This window comes from Roseimaritima multifibrata (assembly GCF_007741495.1).
Taxonomy (GTDB): Bacteria; Planctomycetota; Planctomycetia; order Pirellulales; family Pirellulaceae; genus Roseimaritima; species Roseimaritima multifibrata.
This window is the reverse complement of the sequence record NZ_CP036262.1, coordinates 1624329-1646670: the sequence shown is the minus strand read 5'-3', so window position 1 is coordinate 1646670 and position 22342 is coordinate 1624329. Positions and strand designations below refer to the sequence as shown.

13 protein-coding genes are annotated in these 22342 nt (G+C 53.9%); 3 read left to right on the top strand and 10 right to left on the bottom strand.

Going from position 1 to position 22342, the window contains the following annotated elements; all coding sequences use genetic code 11:
• Positions 1–76 precede the first annotated feature (76 nt).
• Both tyrS and trmB read right to left on the bottom strand, forming a co-directional pair.
• Complete coding sequence (gene tyrS, locus FF011L_RS06035; RefSeq protein WP_145350769.1) at positions 77–1357, bottom strand: tyrosine--tRNA ligase; 1281 nt, start codon at positions 1355–1357, stop codon at positions 77–79.
• 80 nt (positions 1358–1437) lie between these two features.
• On the bottom strand, positions 1438–2085 hold the full coding sequence (trmB, locus tag FF011L_RS06030) for a tRNA (guanosine(46)-N7)-methyltransferase TrmB (protein WP_145350768.1): 648 nt from the start codon (positions 2083–2085) through the stop codon (positions 1438–1440).
• 114 nt (positions 2086–2199) lie between these two features.
• On the opposite strand from trmB, the gene hemE reads away from it, so the two are divergent.
• Both hemE and FF011L_RS06020 read left to right on the top strand, forming a co-directional pair.
• On the top strand, positions 2200–4107 hold the full coding sequence (hemE, locus tag FF011L_RS06025) for a uroporphyrinogen decarboxylase (RefSeq protein ID WP_145350767.1): 1908 nt from the start codon (positions 2200–2202) through the stop codon (positions 4105–4107).
• A gap of 391 nt (positions 4108–4498) precedes the next feature.
• Entirely contained in the window at positions 4499–5635 is a 1137-nt protein-coding gene (locus FF011L_RS06020; protein WP_145350766.1) for a redoxin domain-containing protein, read from the top strand.
• Between the two features lie 17 nt (positions 5636–5652).
• Here FF011L_RS06020 and FF011L_RS06015 read toward each other — a convergent pair whose 3' ends face one another.
• From FF011L_RS06015 to FF011L_RS05985, 7 genes are all read right to left on the bottom strand, one after another.
• Positions 5653–7017, bottom strand: a complete 1365-nt coding sequence (locus FF011L_RS06015) for a diguanylate cyclase (protein WP_218933043.1) — start codon at positions 7015–7017, stop codon at positions 5653–5655.
• On the bottom strand, positions 7007–8119 hold the full coding sequence (locus tag FF011L_RS06010) for an HD domain-containing phosphohydrolase (RefSeq protein ID WP_145350764.1): 1113 nt from the start codon (positions 8117–8119) through the stop codon (positions 7007–7009). Before FF011L_RS06010 ends, FF011L_RS06015 begins: the two co-directional genes overlap by 11 nt.
• Before the next feature lie 131 nt (positions 8120–8250).
• Complete coding sequence (locus tag FF011L_RS06005) at positions 8251–10692, bottom strand: ATP-binding protein (protein WP_145350763.1); 2442 nt, start codon at positions 10690–10692, stop codon at positions 8251–8253.
• A gap of 2 nt (positions 10693–10694) precedes the next feature.
• On the bottom strand, positions 10695–11300 hold the full coding sequence (locus FF011L_RS06000; protein ID WP_218933042.1) for a YfiR family protein: 606 nt from the start codon (positions 11298–11300) through the stop codon (positions 10695–10697).
• Positions 11301–11448: 148 nt separating this feature from the next.
• Positions 11449–13698 (bottom strand): TonB-dependent receptor plug domain-containing protein, encoded by a 2250-nt coding sequence (locus FF011L_RS05995; protein ID WP_145350761.1) that lies wholly within the window; start codon positions 13696–13698, stop codon positions 11449–11451.
• Between the two features lie 204 nt (positions 13699–13902).
• On the bottom strand, positions 13903–15210 hold the full coding sequence (locus FF011L_RS05990; RefSeq protein ID WP_145350760.1) for an ABC transporter permease: 1308 nt from the start codon (positions 15208–15210) through the stop codon (positions 13903–13905).
• A 12-nt stretch (positions 15211–15222) separates the two neighbouring features.
• A complete protein-coding gene (locus FF011L_RS05985; RefSeq protein WP_145350759.1) occupies positions 15223–16863 on the bottom strand; it encodes an efflux RND transporter periplasmic adaptor subunit in 1641 nt (546 codons plus the stop codon).
• Positions 16864–17284: 421 nt separating this feature from the next.
• Between FF011L_RS05985 and leuB the strand changes: the two genes are divergently transcribed.
• On the top strand, positions 17285–18355 hold the full coding sequence (leuB, locus tag FF011L_RS05980; RefSeq protein ID WP_145350758.1) for a 3-isopropylmalate dehydrogenase: 1071 nt from the start codon (positions 17285–17287) through the stop codon (positions 18353–18355).
• 716 nt (positions 18356–19071) lie between these two features.
• On the opposite strand, the gene FF011L_RS05975 is transcribed toward leuB, so the two are convergent.
• Positions 19072–22338, bottom strand: coding sequence for an efflux RND transporter permease subunit (locus FF011L_RS05975; RefSeq protein WP_145350757.1), 3267 nt, complete (start codon positions 22336–22338; stop codon positions 19072–19074).
• Positions 22339–22342 lie beyond the last annotated feature (4 nt).

Genomic DNA, 22342 nt, shown 5'->3' with positions numbered 1-22342 from the left:
GCTCCAAAAGGACTTTTCTTTCGCGGAGCGAAAGGCGACGCTCGGATCGCTAGAGCGCGATCCTGCCTTTACGCCTTTACAAAAATTTCAGCAGGGCGTACTTCCGTTTTCCTTTTCGCAGGACCATGACCGTTTCGCTGGCCAGATCCTTTTCGGTCAGACGGTTATCCATGTCGACAACACGGCGGTTGTTTACGTACGCGCCACCATCTTTAATCGTCCGGCGAGCGTCCCCATTGCTGCTTGCCAAACCCGATTTCTGAAACGCTTCGACGACCCACAGGCCTTCCCCCTCCAGCGCGGATCGGGGGAATTCCTGACTGGGAACGTCCTCAAAGATTTCTCCCAGTGCGTTATCGCTTAGCGAATCGATTTCACCGCCGAACAACATCTTGCTGGCTTTCAAAGCCGCCTGCAAACCTTCTTCACCGTGAACGAACCGGGTCATCCATTCAGCCAATCGCTGAGGCGCTTCCCGGCGGCCTGGATCCTCGGCGACCTTGACCGCCAGTTCGTCGTATTCTTCTTTGTCGATTTCCGTGAGGAACGCGATGCAGCGCATCACATCCACATCTTCGACATTCCGCCAGTATTGGTAAAAGGCGTAGGGGCTGGTTCGCTGCGGATCCAACCAGATGGCTCCCTTTTCCGTTTTTCCCATTTTGCGACCGTCGCTGGTCAGCAGCAGGGGAGCCGTTAAACCGACCAGCGGTTTGCCCAACATTCTTCGGGCCAAATCGATTCCAGCGGTGATATTGCCCCACTGATCGCTTCCGCCACCCTGGATGAAACACCCGTGTTCGCGGGCCAGATGCACAAAATCGTAGGCCTGCAACAACTGGTAACTAAATTCGGTGTAGCTCAGCCCCGATTCACTCTCCAGGCGAGCTCGGACCGATTCTTTCCCCAGCATGGTTCCGACGGGAAAGTTTTTCCCGACATCACGCAAGAAATCTAGAAAACTAAAGTCCTTCATCCAGTCATGGTTGTTCAGCAACAGCGCAGGCTGGTCTCCGTCAAAATCGATGAATGCACGCATCTGGGCTGCGATCCCATCCACATTCGCAGCCAACTGCTCGGGGGTCAGCAGATTCCGCTCTTCACTTTTACCCGTCGGATCCCCGATCATCCCGGTCGCCCCTCCCACCAAGGCGATCGGTCGATGGCCCGCTTTCTGGAACCTGCGAAGAAGCATTAACTGCATCAATCCGCCGATGTGCAAACTGGTCGCCGTTGGATCGAAACCGATGTAGATCGTTTGCGGCTCACTGAGCAATTTTTCTAAACCCGCCTCATCGGTGCATTGATGAATCAGGCCGCGCCAGCGGAGTTCAGCCAACAGGTCAGTGGAGGACATCCGATAGAATCCTAAACAGTAGAAAGTGGAAAACGAGGTGAGGCTTAAACGGTTACTTGACTGCGGACCGCGGCAGAGGACTACGCCTGTTTGCGGTAACAAACGCGATAGACCGGGATCCGATGCTTTCGGCTCCGCCTTTCAAAGTGAGTCCGATAGTCCAGATCATGTTCGGCAGCCGGGGCGATTTCTGGAATGGGAGGCCCAAGATTGGGAGCGACCAGGGCAGCTTTTTCGATCGTCGATTCGAAATAATCGAGGACATCGGTCCAGAAATGAAAGCGTCCACCGATTCTGAGGCAGCGCGTGGCATTTTCGATAAAGGCCTCGTTAAGAACCCGCCGCCCCTTGTGGCGTGTCTTCCACCAAGGATCGGGAAAATAAACGTGAACCGCCTCTAAAGAGCCCTCGGGGATCTTCGCCTGAAACAAGGGTTCGGCGTCCCCTGCCACCATTCTCGCATTGCTTTGCTCGTTACGAGCCAAGCGAGCGGCCGCCGAGGCAGCGTATTTGTGGGCGATTTCGATCCCGAGGAAATTGTGATCCGGTTCGGCTGCCGATGCGGTCTGCATGAACAGCCCTTTCCCGGACCCGACCTCGATTTCCAAGGGCGCATCATTGTTAAACAGCGAGGAACTGGTCAGCAGTGGGGGTAATTCCTCAACCGTCGAAAGGTAACGATCAAGTGGTAAGGCAGCCCGAAGGCTACGAAGACTGCGGCGCGGCATAGTCGGTGACACGGGCTAACGGAATCGAATGGGGCGTCTACAATACATTCCCTGCGTCTTTGATTACAGGACCACTACCAACGTTTCCCACTCTGAATTCCGGACAAGTGCATTATGGATCCCGATTTTGGCGGTTTACGCGTCGCCGCCCTGCAAAGCCGTCGCCCCGGCGATATGGCTCGGCTGATCGAGAAACATAACGGCGTTGCCTATGTCAGCCCGTCGATGCGAGAGGTCCCGATCGAACCCAATCGGCCCGCGATCGATTTTGCCTATCGCGTGATGACGGGCGAAATTACCTATGTAATCCTCTTAACCGGGGTCGGGTTTCGACAATTGATCAAATCGATCGAGCGTCATGTCGACCTGCAGCAATTCCTCGATTCACTGTCCGATATCACCACCGTTTGCCGCGGCCCGAAACCGGTCGCCGCGATGCGTGAATTTGGCCTAAAACCAACTTTCAAGGTGGGTGAACCGAATACTTGGCGCGAACTGCTCCAACTGGTCGATTCGGTGGCCCCCGTGCAATACCAAACGGTCGCGGTACAGGAATATGGAATCACCAACACCAGCTTGATCGCCGGCCTGGAAGCCCGCGGCGGGCAAGTCCTCGCACTGAAGGTCTACGGCTGGGAATACCCCGAAGATACCTCCGCCCTCGAACAGAACGTCCGAGCGATCTGTGCCGGAGACCGAGATGTCCTGCTGGTCACCAGCGGCCACCAAGTTGTTAATATGCTCCGCATGGCCGAGCACCTGAAGCTGACCGATCGGCTTCGCACGCGTCTGCGAAGCATGGTCGTCGGATCGATTGGTCCGACCACGACCGAAATGCTACAAGAATGTGAACTAACCGCTGATTTTGAACCCCCTCATCCCAAGATGGGACATCTGGTTGTTGAAGCCGCAAAACGATGTCGCACGCTGGGAGAATACAAGAAAGTAACGACTGTGATGGATCCTGTGACGGGCGAACGCATACCACATCCAAGCCAAGAGAGTCTTTTCATGCGGGCCTGCCGCGGCGAATCGACCGAACGGACTCCGATCTGGCTGATGCGACAGGCGGGACGCTACATGCAGGAATACCGCGAAGTCCGAGCCAAACAGTCGTTCCTGGAACTGTGTAAGAAACCGGAACTCTGCAGCGAAGTGATGTGCACGGCAGTCGACCGTCTTGGAGTCGACGCGGCGATTATCTTTTCCGACCTATTGCCGATCCTGGAACCGATGGGTTTCGATCTGGAATTTGTCAAAGGAGACGGACCGGTCATCCATAACCCCATCCGGTCTCCCAACGAAGTCGATCGAGTCCAAGAACTAGAAGACGTTTCCTCGCTCGATTTTGTTTTTGAAACGGTTCGCCAGACACGTGCCGATTTGCCGCAACATCTCCCTCTGATCGGGTTTGCCGGTTCCCCATTCACGCTCGCCAGTTATGCGATTGAAGGGGGTGGTAGTCGACAATACGTCCACACCAAACAGCTGATGCACACCGATGCAGGTGCATGGCATAGTTTGATGGGCAAACTGGCGCGTTCGGTCGTTCGATACCTAAACGCACAGATTGCCGCGGGTGCCCAGTGCGTGCAATTATTCGACAGCTGGGCAGGCTGCCTCAGCCCGATCGACTATGGGCAGTTTGTGCTGCCCCACATGAAGCAAATTTTTGAGGGGATCACCCCAGGTGTTCCCGTGATCAATTTTGCAACCGGCAATCCCGAATTGCTTCCACTCCTTCGAGGCGATCGCCGAACGGTTGTCGGCGTGGATTGGCGCATCCCGCTAGACACGGCTTGGCAACGCATTGGCCATGATCGCCCCGTCCAAGGAAACCTCGATCCCGCAGTCCTGCTGGGCGACCCCGAACAGATTCGCCTGCGAGCCAGCGAAGTCCTCGCTCAAGCGGCCGGCCGTCCCGGACATATTTTCAATCTGGGCCACGGCGTCCTCCAGCAGACCCCCGTTGAAAACGTTATCGCCTTGGTCGAATACGTCAAAGCAACAAGCGGTTCATAAACCTCCGCCAACATCGCGACCCGCCCAAATTTCTTCGAAACCCAACGGGCTGTCGTTTCAATAGGCGGCGGAGCAAATACAAGCACGACCCCTCGTCTCGGGGGACGTGAAATCTATTGGTAATGTATTGTCGGCCTGCCCACGCTATGGCGAACGGCGCTACGTGACTGCTTCGGGAACAGACCACCAAACGAGAGCACTTACCAGGGATTGGGCGGAAAGTGAAGTGATTCCTTCACTCCCTTGGGGGTCGCTCGTTTGCCATGTGATCCAGCGCATGCCTGCGGGCCGAATCGCTTCTCGGCTGGGCACCGCTTAGAATTTCGGGATTTCCGGCCCGTGCTCTATAATGCGGATCGAATGATCCTTTACCCTTTGCTTTGTGGCTGCCATGCGAACCTGCTATTTCCATCTCTCGTTTGCTCTGCTTTTGCTGGCCCTGGTGCAACTGAGCCATCCACAGAATTTGGTTCACGGAGCCGACAAAGAGAACACCGCCGAAAGCCAATTCACCGGCGACGAACCGATCGAAATGCCCCCCGCGCTTCTACAGATGCTGCACGACCAATTGGTTTGGGACGAACTGAAGCTCCGCCCCAAGCAGATCGAAAAAGTCGTCGCGTTACTGCGTCCCCTCGATGCGATCTGGTGGCCGTCGCGAATCCAACCGGCCACCGACCGGCTAGCGATCCAACGCCAACTAACAGAAAAACTAAAAGAGAGCCTTCTAACGGTTCTGGATCGAGTGCAATGGCTTCGTCTGGAACAGCTGGAACGCCAAGCCTTGGGGACTCGAATTGTTCTGCAAAAGGATGTCGCCGCCGTCCTTCAATTATCAGAGGAAGATCACAGTGCCTTTCGACTGGCAGCCCTAAAAACCGATCGCACCGCAACCGAGCTAAGCAAGAAGGTCGCGTCCGGTTCCGACCTCGGATCGCTGCAAGAAGAACTGCAGGCGATCAAAGATGAAGAGCACCATGGGATTGTCGATAGTCTTTCCAATGAACAGAAACAGAAAATCGCGAACCTGCGAGGCGAACCATTCGACTTCTCCGCCGTTCAGCGAATCTATCCGTTGGCCCCATCCCTTGAACTGCAAACATCGCAGTGGCTTGCCAAAGCGCTGCCAGGAAACCTGCAGGATCTGAAAGGGCAGGTAGTCGCCGTCCACTTCTACGCGTTTCAGTGCATCAACTGCAAACGTAACCTGCCGCACTATACGGCCTGGCACAAAGACTATGCCGACCAAGGGCTGGTTGTAATCGGCATTCAAACTCCGGAAACAAGTTCGGAAAGGGATGCGGAAAAAGTTGCAGCGGCCGCCGTTGAAAATGACATCCAATATCCGCTCCTAATGGATACGGAATCAGAGAACTGGAAGGGCTGGGGAACAACGATGTGGCCAACCGTCTACCTGATCGACAAAGAGGGCTTTATCCGCACTTGGTGGCAAGGAGAACTCAACTGGAAAGGGAATCCAGGAGAAGCCAATTTCAGAAAACATATCGAAGCATTGCTCGCCGAGTGAACGTTGTCACCTCGCAATTAGATTTCTTCGATCTCGCTTAGCAATCGCAGCAGCGAACGACGTTCGATCATCCCCACGGGAACGCCTCGCCCGTCGACAACAACACTCCGCAACATCGGAGTTCGTTGGAGCGTTTGCCAGATTTTTTCCGCCGTTGTATCCAGCCTGAATCGAGCGATGTTTCCGTTCATCACATCGCTAAGCGGAGCATCTAATTCTTTGCGGGAAGCGAGTGCATTTAAGAAATCGCGTTCGGAAACCATACCGACAAGTTCACGATTTTCATTCACCACGCACGCACTATCAGCATTCGACGCCAGGAAGGAAGCCAACGTATTGCGGAACAATTCCTGTTCACCGTACACCGCCATGCCGGTTGTCATGATCGCTTCTGCCGAAGTAGAGCGAAGGAGTGCAAATTGCCCGACCGTCGCATTGTCCCCTTCGTTCAGTCGCTGACGCTGTAAACCGGTATGGCTTTGCGTCCGATCACGCCCCTCATTTTTTGCCGACAACAAGGCTCGATCGGACAATTCCAGCAAATCGGTAATCGTCCTGCATTCTGCGGTAAACGGACTGACGCCAATCGTCGTGCGAACCACAGCATGGGGACCAATCAATTCCGAAGACCGATCGATAATCAGTTTACGCAAGCGGTCTGCATACAGGATCGCTTCGTTTTCATCATATTCCGAAAGCAAAATACAGAATTCGTCGCCACCTAGGCGACCTGCGATCTCACGATTCTGGGAAGTCTCTTTGATGATGCTGGCGACCAGTCGCAGAACGTCGTCCCCCATGGCATGCCCATACTGGTCATTGAATTGCTTAAACAAGTCAATGTCCATCATCAGGCAGGAAGTCGGTTGCCCGAGCTGCTTTGTCACTTCAAGTGCGGCTTCACTTCGCTCTAAAAAAGAGCGGCGGTTCAGCAGTCCGGTCAAGCCATCGACTTCGGCAAGCTCCGTCTTCATCTGCAACTGCCGAATCGCGTTTTCAGCGTTTTGGATTCTCGCCAAAAATTCGTCTTCTTGAATCGGTTTGGAGAGAAAATCGTTCGCCCCGGCTGCCATCGCTTCGGAAAGATCGTCTCCCGAATCGCGTGATGTAGCGACCAGGATATAAACGTCTTCGTTACACAGTTTGCGGCGAATCGAGCGGCACAATTCCAGCCCTGACATTTCTGGCATGTTCCAGTCAGTGACCACAATCGGCGGGCAATCGAATTGAGCGGCTGACCAAGCGCGGATTCCATCTTCCGCCTGAGAGACCGGATACCCGGAAAGTTCTAGCCATGCAGACATCAACTTCCTGGTCGTCGGATGGTCATCGACTACCAAGACCTGTGGTCGCTCTTGGGCGCCCAGTGAATTAACAGACATCGGCATACTCAAGTTGAACTGCGACGATATCGGAAACTCGGTTGAGGAAGGCACTTACGATTCGCGGATCAAAATGCGACCCGCTCTCTTCGTCTAAGATGCTTAAACATTTATCCAGCGAGAACGCTTTCTTGTACGGGCGGCGACTACTCAAGGCATCAAACACATCCGCAACCGCGGTGATCCTTCCTTCAATTGGAATGTTCTCACCTCCTAACCCGAGGGGATAACCGTTCCCATCCCAGCGTTCATGGTGCGTGAGGGCGATCGTCCGAGCCAGCACGATTGTTGGCGAGGAACAGACAGCCATGATCTCAGCTCCAATCGTGGGATGGTTCGTCAGGGAGATTCCTGTGCGGTGCAAATCCTGGTTTAAAACCTGCCCTCCAAGCCCGCAATGTCGCTGCATGTTTTCGTATTCGTCATCGGTCAGTTTTCCTTCTTTTTGAAGGATGGCATCGGGAATCCCAATCTTCCCAACATCATGAAGGGTTGCGGCCTGTTGCAGACGATTGATTTTTTCAGGTTCCATCCCCAGTTCATCGGCGATGATGGCGGCGTACTTGCCGACACGAACGATATGAGCCCCTGTATCGCCATCGCGGAACTCGGCCGCCCTAGCCAGACAATGAATCAGTTCATAATGAGCTTGTTCCAGCTCCTTAGTACGCTGCACAACTTGCGACCGCAGATCATCTTCATACGTCTTCATCAACAAACTATTGCGGACACGCGGCAATAATTCATCAATGTCGATAGGCTTGGACAGAAAATCGGTCGCCCCTAGCAAGAGTGCCTGATTCTTTAGATCACGGCTTTCTGCCCCACTAAGGACTAGAACGGGCAAGTGCTCCGTCTGGGGATTTGCCCGGATGTCTTCCAGTATTTCCAGCCCGCTGATTCCTGGCATCATGATATCCAACAGCACGACATCGGGATTGGAGTAATCGATGGCGGTTAATGCTTCAGCCGGATCGGTCAGGGTCACAAAGTTCCTATATCCAGCAGATTCAAGATGAGCACGCGCGACTTTAACATTGATGGGGATGTCATCGACAATCATGATTGTCGATGAAGCTAATTCGCTAGTCGTAGCGGTCATCGGAGGCCCAGCGGTGACGGCAGTTCAAAACTGCCGGATTTTTGAATTGGAGAGGTGATCGTCCTAGTTGATAGTCAACATTAGGTCACCATTTACCGAGCGGTAACAGGAAATTACAAATCGCTGGAAACTCAAACTCGCTGCGGTGTCGCGGTGATCTGCTGAGTCAATTCAGCAAGCACCGCGAGCGATTCCTCGATTTGGTCGCAGTCTTCGTCCTTGGCGGCGTCCCAGACCCTCGCCGCGGGCGACGTTAAAGCGGAAAACCCTGCGGTCCCGCCCGCCCCTTTTAAACCATGGGCTAGGTGAGTCAGTTGATCAAAATCGTGATCGACTAACGCCGATTTCATATCACGGACATGCTCGTTCAGAAAACCGATGAATTCTTCAACGATTTCTTGATAGATCGGATTTTCCAACGGCAACGTCGACCTCAGATCGGCAGGAGCATACGTGGTAGATTCCGCTTCCACTTGAACCACGGTTCGGCCTGCTGGCTTTGAAGCGACAATCGGCTTCGCAAAGTCAGCCTTTATAGCTGCCGCTCCAGGAATCAGATTTCGCACACTCTGCAACAAGGACGTCCCTTGAATCGGCTTTGTTAAATAATCCGAACAGCCGGCCGCGAGGCACTTCTCTTCATCCCCTTTCATCGCGTGGGCGGTCAACGCCACGATCGGCACGGTGATTCCGTCTTTTCGCAGCTGCGAAGCGGCGGTATAGCCGTCCATCACCGGCATCTGCATATCCATCACAACCAGATCAAACGCTTCACGACGTGCGGCCTGAACCCCGACCCATCCATTCTCTGCGGTTGTCACTTTGGCACCTGCCTCTTCAAGCATGATGCGAACCAGTTTGCGATTAATTTGGCCATCTTCAACAACCAGAATGTTGCAGGCAGGCAAACGAATCTCTTCACTCAGCTCGGAATCCAGCATGCCGATCAAGGCATCCGCAGGAGGCGCTAAGAGAAGATCAACGTCCTTCAGCGAACCCGTTTGGACTTTCAGGATAAAGATACTTCCTTCCCCTTCTTTGCTTTCCACCTGCAGTTCCCCACCAAGTGCCGCGGAGAGCCTACGAGAAATCGCCAATCCAAGTCCCGTACCACCGTATCGCCGCGTGACCGAATTATCGGCCTGGACAAAAGGACTAAAAATTTTCGCCTGTTTTTCGTTAGGGATTCCGATCCCGGTATCGATCACGCGAATGGTCAGAACTTCACTGAAATGATCAAGTTCGGCACTGATACGAACGGATCCTTCGTTGGTGAATTTAATGGCGTTGCCAACTAAATTCATCAACAACTGCCGCAACCGTCCGCCGTCGGTCACGATCGATTCGGGGACCTTGGTCGTCCAGTCGCATCGCAGCTTCAGCCCTTTCTGTTGGGCGCGGGCTCGCAACACGCTGACAACTTGGTTCAGTACATCGTGGGGCGAGCATGGGGATAATTCCACTTCTAGCTGCCCCGCTTCGATTTTGGACAGATCCAAAATGTCATTGATCAGGGCTAGCAAGTGTTGGCCGCTTGCCGAAATCGTTTCCAAATAGTCTTTACGCAGCGTCGGCTCTGCAACCGCCGAAGAATTCGTGAGCAATTCGGTAAAACCAAGTATCCCGTTAAGAGGCGTGCGGATTTCATGGCTCATGTTCGCCAAGAATTCACTTTTGGCGCGACTGGCCGCCTCGGCTTCATCCCGTGCAACGACCAATGCATCCTGCACCGATTGGCGACGTTCAATCTCTTGCGTCAACTGTGCCGTTCGCTGCTCGACCCGTTCTTCCAGACGATCATTGGCCGTCTGTAGTGCCGCTTTAGAACTTTGGATTTCATCCAACATATTGTTGAAAGTAACGCTTAATTCCCCCAGTTCATCGGTCGACCGCGGGGTCACGCGAATCGAAAAATCCCGTTGGTCTTTAACCGTTTTTGCCGCCACGGCCAGTTCCTTGACCGGCCTGGAAATCGATCGCTGCAATAACACGGACATGAATCCTGCACCGGTCAGTGACAGCAGCATGATCCCGGAACCGATTAACAGATAGCGGCGAATATGCGAATCAAGATCGGACATATTGGCAAAGACATAAATCGACCCAATTTTTTCACCACGGTCGGTGATTGGGTGAAAAACCTCGATACCTTCGTCCGTGATTTGGTGACCGCTCGCTGGGTTGCTTGGTCGACGAGCCACGCTATTTGGACGCGAGCGAAATTCGGCGAACAAGCTTCCTGTTTCGTCTCGCACGCATACGTATTCGACGGTTGGGTACATCGCCATCGAAGCGAGCAATTCACGCGTAGCGGCTTTGTCCTGGAATGTCAGCACCCCCGTACTATTAAATGCCAACATCTTGGCCTGCGATTCCAGCTGATCGACTTTGGATTGTCGAATGAACTGAATGTCGTAGGCGGCCATCCCTGAAAACGCGATGACAAGTGCCAACAGCGCAGAAGTGGTTGCCAGCAGCAGCAATTTCGTTCGGATCGACACGTTGCGCAGGAATTGTCGCGGAGAAACCGCGACAACCCAACGTACCGGAACGGACAGACACCTGGGCAACATTTTCAAGGACCTTGATTTGGACTGCTAGGAAGCATTTTTATTCCCTGGCGTAGCAACCGAGCATCCATTGCAAGGCTTTTCCGTTTCGCTTCTTCCAGATCGATTTCAAACTGGATGGCACCGCTGGTTTCAACAAAGTTGACCACGGTTCCTTCAGGGCGAGACGGCGACTCCGTAACGGTAAGTACCGAGGTTCCACGAACCCGCAGCATTAAAGAGGTCAGATCAACCGGCTGAATTGCAGAGGACACGAACAGCAGGTCGCATGCGTCCACGACCACATCCTCCGCCGATTGATACGGGACGACTTCGATCGGGCGATCGTGGATCGTCCGTTTCCGAGCGATCTTCATCAGGCTCTTTTGGACCCCTGAGGGCCCAACAATGCCGACGCGAAAAGGCGAATCGTCCCCTGGCAACCGATCGGGCCAATTGGTGAAACGACCGAAACTGTATAGATAGACCGCTTTGATATTGTCTTCTTTTGCGATCCTTACAATCGTTTCCTGTTCGGTGGGGGGAGCAGGCGGGGTCTCTCCGACGGCCTTCCCTCCAGCACACAACACTCCCAGCAGTGTTAACCAAGTAAGAATTGCTGGGAAACGCATCTCGCTACGACTCCACGGCATTCAAAGGAACGTTCGACTGGAAACTAAACCACCGAGGATTCAAAGCAAAATCCCCGTCAGAGGATAGGCCTCCAATAACCCCAAGGCGTTTCGCATTCAACGTTTACGCCACGTGGTGGACATTTTGCTAGTATCTCAAGCTGATCATGCCGTAAAATTCGCGTTCGACGTTTGTAGCGATATTGCTGGTAAAGCTGTCGCTGGCGAATTCAGGATGATTGGGGTCCAGTAGATTGCGTCCGACCAAAGCAATTTCTAGATTGCGCGATGGCGTCCAACCAAGCCGTGCATCCGCCGTGTTGTAACTGGGCACCTGACGGGCAGGAAGATTGTCGACGTAGCGCCAAATCAAATCGAGCGACAGATTGTGCTCCAAGTCCCAAGAGGACTGCAGATAGACCTGGTTGTTTGGACTGCTGTCGGCGTTCGTGCCATCTCCGTTAAACTCTTCGCGGAGGTTGCTGTAGCATCCGTAAAGCCTCCACCATTCGCGAAGCTCATAGTTAGTCGTTAATTCAAAACCATAACTGCGTCCCTCTCCATCATTGGAAAGGTTCAGCGGCAAGAAGCCGGCAGGAATGGTCGGATCGAAATAAGGCGTTCCCGGCTGCACGGATTGCAAATCGTCGTAGTCGAAATAGAACGCAGAGATGTCCCAGGAGAAACGGCGGGTCGGTTGAGAACGCATCCCGATCTCCCAGGCGTCTAAATCCTCTGCGACGAAATCGTGGTTCCCCGTAAAGATCGGAAACACCCCACCCAAATCGGCTCTGGGCTGCAAGATCAATTGCACGTCGTCGCCAACGCGAGTCGGTAATCGCACCGCACGGGAATAGGAGCACCAGATCGACTGACTTTCGTTCGGAGTCCAAAGCAGTCGAACGGTTGGCTGAAATTCGAATGGGGTGTAATCACTATGAATAAATTTCGCACCCGCTGTTAAAAACAGTTCGTCGTCCAACAGCGTGATTTCATCCTGCACGAAATAGCTGAACAGATCGTCCGCACGCCGCTCGGGAGTGAAAGTGATAAAAAACGGTGCGTTCTGCAATTTATCGCGAGTGTTTCGGTAGCTGGCGCCCCAAATGACCGCATGATTGTCGTGCCAACGAAAACGATGCTGAAAATCGACATCCACCGTATCGCGATCTTCGCGAAATCCTTTCTCCGGGTAACCTCGTTCCGTCCGGTCATAGTAGCCCTGCAACGACCATTCACTATCGGGACCGTTCGCTTGGGTATAACGCAGCAGGGTATTCCATCCTGCCAAGTCAGCGTCTTCGATGAAGTTTTCAGAAAAGATCGGAGGCGGCGCCGGATAGTTATTTTCGCGTCCGGTGGCCCCGTCGTAGACATCCCCTTGGAACGTCAACGTCGAATCGCGATCCGGTTTCCAGTCCGCGCGAAACCCGCCGCGTGAAACTTCCCACTCATCGTGCGCTGCGCCACCGGGCACGTAGCCATTGTCACGGTCAAACCACTTCCCAAACACACGCATGTCGACGCCCGATTCGGTTTGCCAACCATGCCTAGCACCGACGAAACCGCGATCCTCGGTCCCTGCCCCAGCTTCGACATACGTTCCCAAGGTCTCGGAGGCACTTTTGGTGATGATATTGATCACACCGTTCACTGCGTTGGCTCCCCACACACTGGCCCCCGGTCCGCGAGAAACCTCGATCCGTTCAATGTCTTCCAGCAGCAAATCCTGCACATCCCAGAAAGTCCCGCCAAACAGCGGGGTGTAAACGGTCCGGCCATCAATCTGCACCAGCAATTTATTTGCAAAACGACCATTCGATCCACGAATGCTAACCGCCCACTTGCTGGAGTCGATCCGAGCGACTTCCACACCCGGTGCCATTCTCAAGGCATCGGGAACAGAGCGTGCCCCCGATCGGCGGATCATATCGCTGGAGATCACAAAGATAGCGGCCGGAGATCGACCGACGGTACTTTTCTGACGGCTTACCGAGGTCACCTCCGTCTGCAGGGCGGGTGCAGCCGCATTGCGACGGACATTTACATTGGCCAATTCGCCGACATCATTGTCAGCGATGTCCAGCAAGGAATCGAGTTCATCCTCGTCCTCGTCGAAGTCCTCGTCAAAGTCTTCGTCTTCCGTTTCGTCAGGTTTGGAATCGCCAACGGTATCTCTGGACAAGACGTCTACATCGACCAATTTTCCACCGACAGCATCGGCAACGGGGCTGGAGCGCTGCCCCGCGATATTTCCGTCGACCGGACCCTGCGGAAAATCCTGCGCAAAAACAACTTGGGTATCAAGGTTCGCAAACCCTAAAACGACAGGAGCCAGCACAATCGTTGCTAACGCTAAAATCCGTCCGTTAAGCAACATATAGGTACAGGCCTCCATGCCCGATGATTGATATTCAGCAATGCGGCCTGTAACTCTGTACCTCTAGACTTCGCCACTACTTGCAATCGGACCTAAACGAAGATGGACCGTCTGCTATTCAAACGAATTGCGACTTCCATCCGTTCGCCGGTTGGAAATTTAACACGTGGACCGATCAGCCGGGTGGCAAGGCAATCACCATCCGGTTGCGAGGGCGCATCGTTACTGATGCCGAAGCGCTTCGATCGGATTCATAGAAGCCGCTTTATAAGCGGGGTAAACACCGAAGATGATCCCGGTAACGACGGAGATTCCAAACGCCAGCAGAATCGAACTGAGCGTGGTCGCGGTTTCGACCTCAAGGATATAGGTCACGATCACTGGGATCGTGACCCCGAGGGCGATTCCCAACAGCCCCCCCGTTGTACTAAGGACCGTGGTTTCAAAAAGGAACTGGCGGATAATATCTTTTCGCTTCGCTCCGATCGCACGGCGAATCCCGATTTCTCGAGTCCGCTCCGTGACGGTCGCCAACATGATGTTCATGATTCCAATCCCTCCAACCAACAGAGAGATCCCTGCAATGGAACCCAGAACAATGTTCCAAATCCGTTTTTCATGTTCCGCTTGAGCCAATAACTCCAGCGGCACATAGACTTCATAATCCGATTGCACGGGATGCTGTTTCGCCAGAATATCGCGGACCATCGCCGACGTCGGACGAACCAATTCTTCGTCTTGATTGTTGACGGCCAGGGTGATCTCGCTCAATTCGACTCGCTCGGACCGACGCCCACCCGATTCGGGAACGACCTGCGTTTCACCAAATCGGCTGCGTGCTGCCGACAAGGGGATATAGATGTCTCGATTTTGATTAGCGGCTTCGCCACTACCCATTTTCGCGGCTCCGGAATCTTGAGAATCCAATACCCCCACGACACGATAGGCTCCGCTGCCGATCAACAACGGTTCGCCAACAGGATTATGGAATCCAAATAGAGCAACCGCGGCTCCTTGAGTCAGCACCGCGACGTTCGCCATGCTTCGTTCGTCTTCGGCTCGCAAGAATCGTCCACCTGGGCGGACGGTGACACCTTTGACGACAGCAAATTCTGGAATCGTCCCCAAGATACGGGCCTCGCTTAAACGCCGTCTGCCATGCTGAACCGCTTTCCGCAGGGCCAACATGGGGACCGTTTTTTCGACCGTTGGCAGTTCTTGCAGGATCCGCAAATCCGCTCGGGTCAATCCATACTGAATGGTTTGCTTCCCGGTCGTCGAAACCATCCCCGGCTGTGTTGCGTTACTGCCGCTCGCTTCATCAGGTTTTGGTTTGATGCTTCGCACGATCACATTGGCCGCCCCCAATTTGCGAATCTGAGCAAGCGCTTCTTTTTTGCTCCCTTCGCCGACCGAGAGCATGGCAATCACACTGGCAACGCCAAGGATCGTCCCTAACAGCGTTAGAAACGATCGCATTTTATGTAGCAAGACATTACGAATCGCTAGTTTCAGAGTCGCCCAGTGCATCGCAGGCGTTCCTTAATTAGCGGCAGCAACCAATTCAGGATTGGGATGCGGGATATCTTGAGAAGCATCATCGGTCGACCACGTTTGGTCTTCCGGCAGCCCATCGGCAATGTCCGTTGGGTTCAAAGCAATTCGGTCAGAAGCGTCGATTCCGTCCAAAATTTCGACGTAGGCATCGTTGCTGCGGCCCAAGTTGACACGGCACGGACTAACCCCTTCAGGTCCCTCTTTCATGCAGTATGTCTCTCCATCGCGCTCGAGGATCGATTGCACAGGAACGGCAATCACATCGGGTGCTTCGTCGATGTGGATTTCGGCAACGGCCGTCATCCCCGGCTTTAGATTTTCAACTTCGGTGTCGATCGTGATCACCGTCTCGTAGACCTTTGTGCCACTTCCTCGCAGCCCGTTCTGATCGGGGAGGACCGCGATCGAATGCACTTTTCCTTGGTATTCACGGTCCGGAAATGCGTCGACGGTGATCGTCGCGGTCAATCCCTGCTGCATTTGGTCCAGCACCGATTCATGAACCGCCGTGCGAACTTGCATCTGAGAGAGCAACGGAATCGACAGCAGGTGCTGACGCATTCGAATCGGAACCCCTTCGCGGATTTCGATGTTGCGTCCGCTGGCGTAGGCGACCATCCCGTCCTGTGGTGCATAAATCTTGCACAGTTTCAGTTGGGTTTGATAACGGAGCAGGCGTTCCTCTTCTTTCTTTAACTGTTCGGTTCGTGTTCGCAGCAGCGATTTTCGCTGGGCCAGAACCGCTTCGTTATTTCGGACCGTCTGTTCCTGACTACGAATTGCGGTGTTCAGTTTTCCTTCCAACGTCATGATCTGCATGCGTCGTTCGTAATCCTGCATTTTGCCCAACGAAGCCAGTTTGGTTTTCAATTGGTTCAATTTGGCAGCGTATTGCCCTTCCGCTTGCAGGTAAGACAGTTCGCTACGACGCAGTTCGTTACGGTTGGCATAGCCAAGCTTGAACAACGACTGCAAACCGCGACGATCCTCGTCCTTCAATTCCATCGAGGCCTGAGCGGCCAAAATTTCGTTGTTGATGTCGTCGATCGCACGTTTGACTTCTTCGATTTGCAGACGGTGCGTGCCATTTTCTTCATCGATATACATCTGCAAATTCAGCCGAGCCAGCTCAACATTCAACTTGGCTTCCGCTTCCGCAGTGCTGTTCTGAGTCATCTGATTGTCGTAGTTGGCTTCCGCCTGAAATTGCTGAGTCCTCGCTTCTTCGGTATCCAGCAATTGTTCATCGAGGGCTTCCTGCATCGGCGTCGATTCCAGTTCGACCAACAGGTCTCCCTTTTTTACCGAGGAGCCGTTTTCGACGATCCAGACGATCGGAGTCCCATTGATTCCGTCGCGTTGAACATCTTCCACTTCGCAGTAGACCGTCACGTTATCCTGGCTTTCCAGGTTTCCGCGTTCGATCACTGAAATCGAAAGCCCCGTTCGATCGACTTCGTGCCAGAGCGCCCGAGCCGCCAAGTCGTTCCCTTTATGCGGCCAATTTGCTGCCAACAATGAAGAAATCGCCAAAAGGATGACAATTCCAGCCCCCCACGGGGCGATGTTTCGCATCGAAAAAGCGCGAGCCGAGGAGTGCTCGGAGGTCTTCGCTTCGTTAGACATGGTTGGGACTCCATTGGCAACTCAGACCGATGCACTAGCCAAAAAGGCGGCTTGGCAACAAAAGGTCAGGTTTGCTGTAGGTAAGCCCGCGTCTTGCAACGTGGCTCGAAACTTCGATTCGAACCATTACTCAAGGACAGCGGGAAAATCGGCGGGACTGAATCTCAAAATCTGGACAGTCAGGACACAGGTGGGACGCGTAGTGTATACGAAAACTAGGCGGTTTGGCAATTTGAAGTATCGGTTTTCCACGTTTTCTGCCCCCTTAGCGATTCGGTAATTCCGGCGTCCGAGGTACAAAGGTGTGGAATCAGCCGTTTTATGACGGCTGTAATGCTCGGGGCGGTTTCGGTTACAGTACCCCTACCGCAAAAGACCGTACTGGAAAATCATCCCCCCATACTGAGAAAGATTGACTGACGTGAACGCCAATATCGTATTATTGCCCGGGGACGGGATCGGACCCGAAATCGTCAAACAAGCCGAAAACGTTCTGATTCAGATCGCAAAGAAATTCGGACATACCTTTCAATTCGAAAGCCACCTCATTGGCGGAATCGCCATTGATGAAACGGGGGATCCGCTTCCCCAAGCGACGGTTGATGCATGCAAAAAATCAGCAGCCATCCTATTAGGGGCCGTCGGCGGCCCCAAGTGGGACGATCCTGCGGCAAAAACTCGTCCAGAACAAGGCTTGCTCCGCATCCGCAAGGAATTGCAATTATTCGCTAACCTGCGTCCCATTCAGACCTTCTCGGAATTGGTCGATGCCTCGCCACTGAAGCGAGAAATTGTCGACGGAACCGATATCCTTTTCTTCCGGGAATTAACCGGCGGCGTCTATTTCGGGGAAAGCGGTCGTAATACGGTCGACGGCGTCGAATCGGCTTATGCTTCGATGGTCTACAGTGTCCCCGAAGTCGAACGGATCGTTCGACTGGCCGCACTCGCCGCTCGTCAACGTGACAATCGCCTTACCAGTGTCGATAAAGCGAACGTGCTGGAACCAAGTCGCTTATGGCGACAAACCGCTCAGCGCGTCATGAGCGAAGAATTCCCCGACGTTCAATACGACGTGGTCCTGGTCGATGCGATGGCAATGCACCTGATCAGCCGTCCACGCGATTACGATGTTGTTGTCACAGGCAATTTGTTTGGCGATATCCTGACCGACGAAGCTTCGATGCTACCCGGTTCCCTCGGAATGCTGCCAAGTGCTTCGATCGGTGCCAGCGGACCAGGCCTGTATGAACCGATTCACGGGTCCGCACCCGATATCGCAGGCAAAGGCATTGCCAACCCGCTGGCTACCATCCTGGCCGCCGCGATGCTGCTGCGACATTCGTTGAACCTAGAAGAAGAAGCCGCCGCCATCGAAGCAGCCGTTCGCAGCGTCCTAGCCGACGGCCTGCGGACCGCCGACATCGCGAGCGGTGCTCCGTCGATCGGAACCCAAGCAATGGGTGAAGCAGTCCTAGCAAAGCTTGGCTAAGCCGAAGCCAAGATTTGGAATGAGGGAATGAGATCGCCAGAACGAATCGGACAGGCTCCCGCGTAGGCGAGCCTCTCCGAGGCGTGAAAAGAATAAGTGAAGAAAAGTCTGGCTCCCCTCGCCCTCAAAACAAGCTCGCTTAAAACACGTTTGATACTGGATCAACGGTTCGCCAGCTAATTCAATTAAGTACGATTCAAAAGCTTGTTTTGGGGGAGAGGGGCCGACAGCGTTGGGCAAGGCGTGGCATAATCGCATGAAATCCGAGGCATTCACCGCGTCTTCGCTGCAAAATCGCCGCCTGGAAATCTCCCCCTCTCCCCCAGCCCCTCTCCCCCAAGCAAGCTTCACTAAATCAAAAAAGAGGCAGAGATCACGCAATGAGCTAGCAGAGATTTCTTCCGCCCCAAAGAGCTCGCTTAGGGGCGAGGGGAGCCAGACTTTCTTCATTTATAAATCGCATGAGTCCCGAGGCTCGCACATCACAGCGTTGCGAAGAGACGCTGCGTTAAGTAAGGTCGCAGGCAGCCGAGATCCTAACCCGCTGCATAAGCGAGGGACCGGGAACGCTATCCCTCGCTTACGCAGCGGGTTGGGATTCTGGTCGCTTGCCATACCACTGCAATCCGACCGAAAAATTCATTCTGCTTTCCATACGATTGCCGGACGGCTCGCGCCGTTCCGCTAAGAAACATCAACCAGTTGGACGCCTGCTTCTAGATTTCGACCTGCTGGCCTACCAGCTCTTCGTCGATGGCGCTGAACCCTAAAGCTTCGATCGTGTTCAGATAGATCATGTACAAGATCGGAATCAACAGCAGCACCAAGGTAGTCGCCAGCATCAACCCAAAAGCCAAACTGACGGCCATCGGGATCAACAACTGAGCCTGAAAAGACTTCTCGGTCAACAATGGCAGCAGCCCGGCGATGGTTGTCATGCTGGTCAGCATCACAGGACGAAAGCGGCGAACCCCCGCCTCTAAGAGCGCTTGTCGAATCGGCATCCCATCTCGGACTCGATGATTGATAAAGTCGATCAGAACGATACTGTCATTGACGACCACTCCGGCCAATGCAACCAAACCGAACATACTGAAAAGGGTCAGCGGCAACCCCAACAATGCATGGCCCCAGACAGCCCCGATCATTCCAAAGGGGATGATCGCCAGAATCAAAAGTGGCTGCACATAACTGCGGAACTGCAGCACCAACAAGACGAACATGGCGGTAATCGCGACCGCAAATCCTCGCATCAAACTCCCTACCGATTCAACGCTTTGTTCACGCTGCCCTTCCCATCGAACCGAAATCCCAGGGTACTTTTTCTGTAATTCAGGGATGAAGTTATCCTTCAATTCATTGATAACTTTATCGGGCTCGGTTTTCGTTTCATCAAGGTCGGCGGAGATCGTAATCGATCGCTGCTGATCGACGCGGTTGATTTCCGAATACCCACGAACCACATCGACCTGAGCCAATTCGGTGATCGGGCGTTCCAGTCCATCCATCGTCCGCACGCGAACTTCTTGATAATCCGCAAGACTGCTCCGTTCGTCTTCGGGATAGCGGACCATCAATTTGACTTCGTGCCGCCCACGTTGCAGACGCATGACCTCGGCACCGTAATAGGCGTTCCGAATCGTTCGCCCGAGATCCTGCTCGGTAACTCCGGTCGCTTGAGCTTCATCCTTCACACGCAGCTGGAATTCCCATTTCCCTGGAGTGTTATCATCGCCGATGTCGTACAAACCTTGAAACTTGGCGAGGCGATCTTTGGTAGCTTCGGTCGCCGCTTCCAACTGGTCGGTCGCACTTGCCGGAGCCAACAATTTGAATTCGATCGCTTTCCCTCCCGGCCCCACTCCGACGGATCCGTAGGTCAGTTTCTCAACTCCGGCGAATTCACCTGCTTTGATTCGCCAGCGGGCCATAATTTCGTCACTATGAGTCGTTCGAGTTGTCGTATCAAACAGTTCGACGAATATTTGACCGACATGGCTTCCGCCGCCGGTGCTGTTTCCCATCGGTCCCTGTGTATTGGTGATCGCCCCCACCTGGCGATACGTCAATTTGACCGGTCCAATCACGCCCGCTTCTTGTTGCCCATAAATATCGGCGATCGAAACCTGTTCGGCCGCCGCTCGCTCGGCTGCGATTTCTGCACTGACATCCCGAACCGCCTGCTCCATTACGCGAGTGGCCACATCGGTTACCGATTGCGGGGTTCCATCGGGAAACGTCACCGTTGCCTGCATCAGATTGTTGTCCGATTTTGGAAACAGGATCCGCGGAACGACACCCCCACGGACCATTCCAATAGTGATTAAAAATAACGACAGGGTTATCGCAAGCGGGACCAGCGGACGAGCAAGGCTGAATTTAAGGACCGGCAGGTAGATTCGATTTGCAACCCATTCCATCGCTAGGCTGGAACGCTTATTCATCCAGTTCAACAAAATCCCAAGCGGTCGCAGTGGGTACAGGACGATGGACAAAAACTTAAACACTCCATCATGCCGATGTGCCAGGTGGCAGGGCAGAATGAAGATGCTTTCCAACAGCGAAATCGCTAACATGGCAACCACCGCAAACGGGATCACCGCCATGAACTTGCCCATCACCCCCGAGACAAAAAACATCGGGCCAAACGCGATAACGGTTGTCACCACCGAGGCGCACACGCTGGGGGCCACCTCGCTCGCACCGTCAATTGCCGCCTGCAGAAAGTTCTTGCCCTGCTGGCGATGCGAATAGATATTCTCCCCTACGACAATCGCATCATCCACAACGATTCCAAGGGCCACCAGAAAAGAAAACAGGCTAAGCATGTTCAGGGTTTGGTCGCCCCAAGCAAGTGCAATCCCGGCTCCCAAAATCGAAATGGGAATCCCCATCGCGACCCACACAGCCAGCCGCAATTCAAGAAACAAAGCCAGCACAAGGAAGACCAGAATCAAACCTTGGGTGCCGTTGCGAAGCAATAGATCCAAACGGTCACGGACGTCGACGCTGGTATCTCCCCAAGGAAGAAAACGGTACCCCGGAGGCAACTCCTTCACCGCCAAATACGCCTTTACATCATCGACCATCGCCAGCAAGTCTTCGCTTTTGGTCCGGTTTACATTGACAACCATCGCCGGGATGCCGTTGATCTCACTAATGTTTGCCGAATCATCGAATTCATCGCTGACGGATCCCAGATCATCGACCGTGAGGACCACGCCGCTTTGCTGAGTGATCAGCGGTAGACGCCGTATCTCATCCCCAACGCGGCCTTTGTTTTTTGCTCGAAACAAAACCTCTTGGCCTTCCGCTTTTAATTGGCCCCCGGGAAGTTCCAGGTTGCGAGCTCGGATCCGACCGGCAACGTCTTCTAGTGAAAGACCGTATTGCCGCAAGGTTGCCTCATCGATTTCGACATCGATCTGAAACGAGCGTCCCCCTGCGACCTCTGCAGCGGAAACGGTTTTCAGCTGCAAAATATCGTCACGGACTTCCTCAGCGACCTGCCGGAGCTGCCACTCGGCTCGCGGGTCGGTCGATTCTGGACCAACCACGCCGACCCGTATGGCGGCATCGCGAAAAGTGATCTGCTGCACTTGCACGTCTTCGGCAAGGTCCGGGAATGTCGAAATACGTTTGACTTCGCGGTCGATTTCGGAAAGCGTTTTCTGAACGTCCTCAATATCACTACGCAGTTCGATCAACACATATCCCGCCCCTTCTTGGGCGATCGAAGTCACTTGCTTGATCCCCTCAAGGGAGCGTACCGATTCCTCGATCTTCTGGCAGATCCCTTCCTCCACGTCATCGGGCGTTGCACCAGGATACGGAACGGTGACCATCACCACTTCCAACTCGAATTCGGGAAAAACTTCCCGGCGCATTTGGTACAGGCAGACAGCCCCCACCAGCATGGCAGCGACCATGATCACATTCATCCCAGGTGAACTGGCGATGGCCCAGGCAACAATTCGCTTCATGTCA

Excerpts from the sequence above, each read along its gene's own strand:
- tyrS (WP_145350769.1), bottom strand. The coding sequence starts at position 1,357 with ATGTCCTCCACTGACCTGTTGGCTGAACTCCGCTGGCGCGGCCTGATT.
- trmB (WP_145350768.1), bottom strand. The coding sequence starts at position 2,085 with ATGCCGCGCCGCAGTCTTCGTAGCCTTCGGGCTGCCTTACCACTTGAT.
- hemE (WP_145350767.1), top strand. The coding sequence starts at position 2,200 with ATGGATCCCGATTTTGGCGGTTTACGCGTCGCCGCCCTGCAAAGCCGT.
- FF011L_RS06020 (WP_145350766.1), top strand. The coding sequence starts at position 4,499 with ATGCGAACCTGCTATTTCCATCTCTCGTTTGCTCTGCTTTTGCTGGCC.
- FF011L_RS06015 (WP_218933043.1), bottom strand. The coding sequence starts at position 7,017 with ATGTCTGTTAATTCACTGGGCGCCCAAGAGCGACCACAGGTCTTGGTA.
- FF011L_RS06010 (WP_145350764.1), bottom strand. The coding sequence starts at position 8,119 with ATGACCGCTACGACTAGCGAATTAGCTTCATCGACAATCATGATTGTC.
- FF011L_RS06005 (WP_145350763.1), bottom strand. The coding sequence starts at position 10,692 with ATGTTGCCCAGGTGTCTGTCCGTTCCGGTACGTTGGGTTGTCGCGGTT.
- FF011L_RS06000 (WP_218933042.1), bottom strand. The coding sequence starts at position 11,300 with ATGCGTTTCCCAGCAATTCTTACTTGGTTAACACTGCTGGGAGTGTTG.
- FF011L_RS05995 (WP_145350761.1), bottom strand. The coding sequence starts at position 13,698 with ATGGAGGCCTGTACCTATATGTTGCTTAACGGACGGATTTTAGCGTTA.
- FF011L_RS05990 (WP_145350760.1), bottom strand. The coding sequence starts at position 15,210 with ATGCACTGGGCGACTCTGAAACTAGCGATTCGTAATGTCTTGCTACAT.
- FF011L_RS05985 (WP_145350759.1), bottom strand. The coding sequence starts at position 16,863 with ATGTCTAACGAAGCGAAGACCTCCGAGCACTCCTCGGCTCGCGCTTTT.
- FF011L_RS05975 (WP_145350757.1), bottom strand. The coding sequence starts at position 22,338 with ATGAAGCGAATTGTTGCCTGGGCCATCGCCAGTTCACCTGGGATGAAT.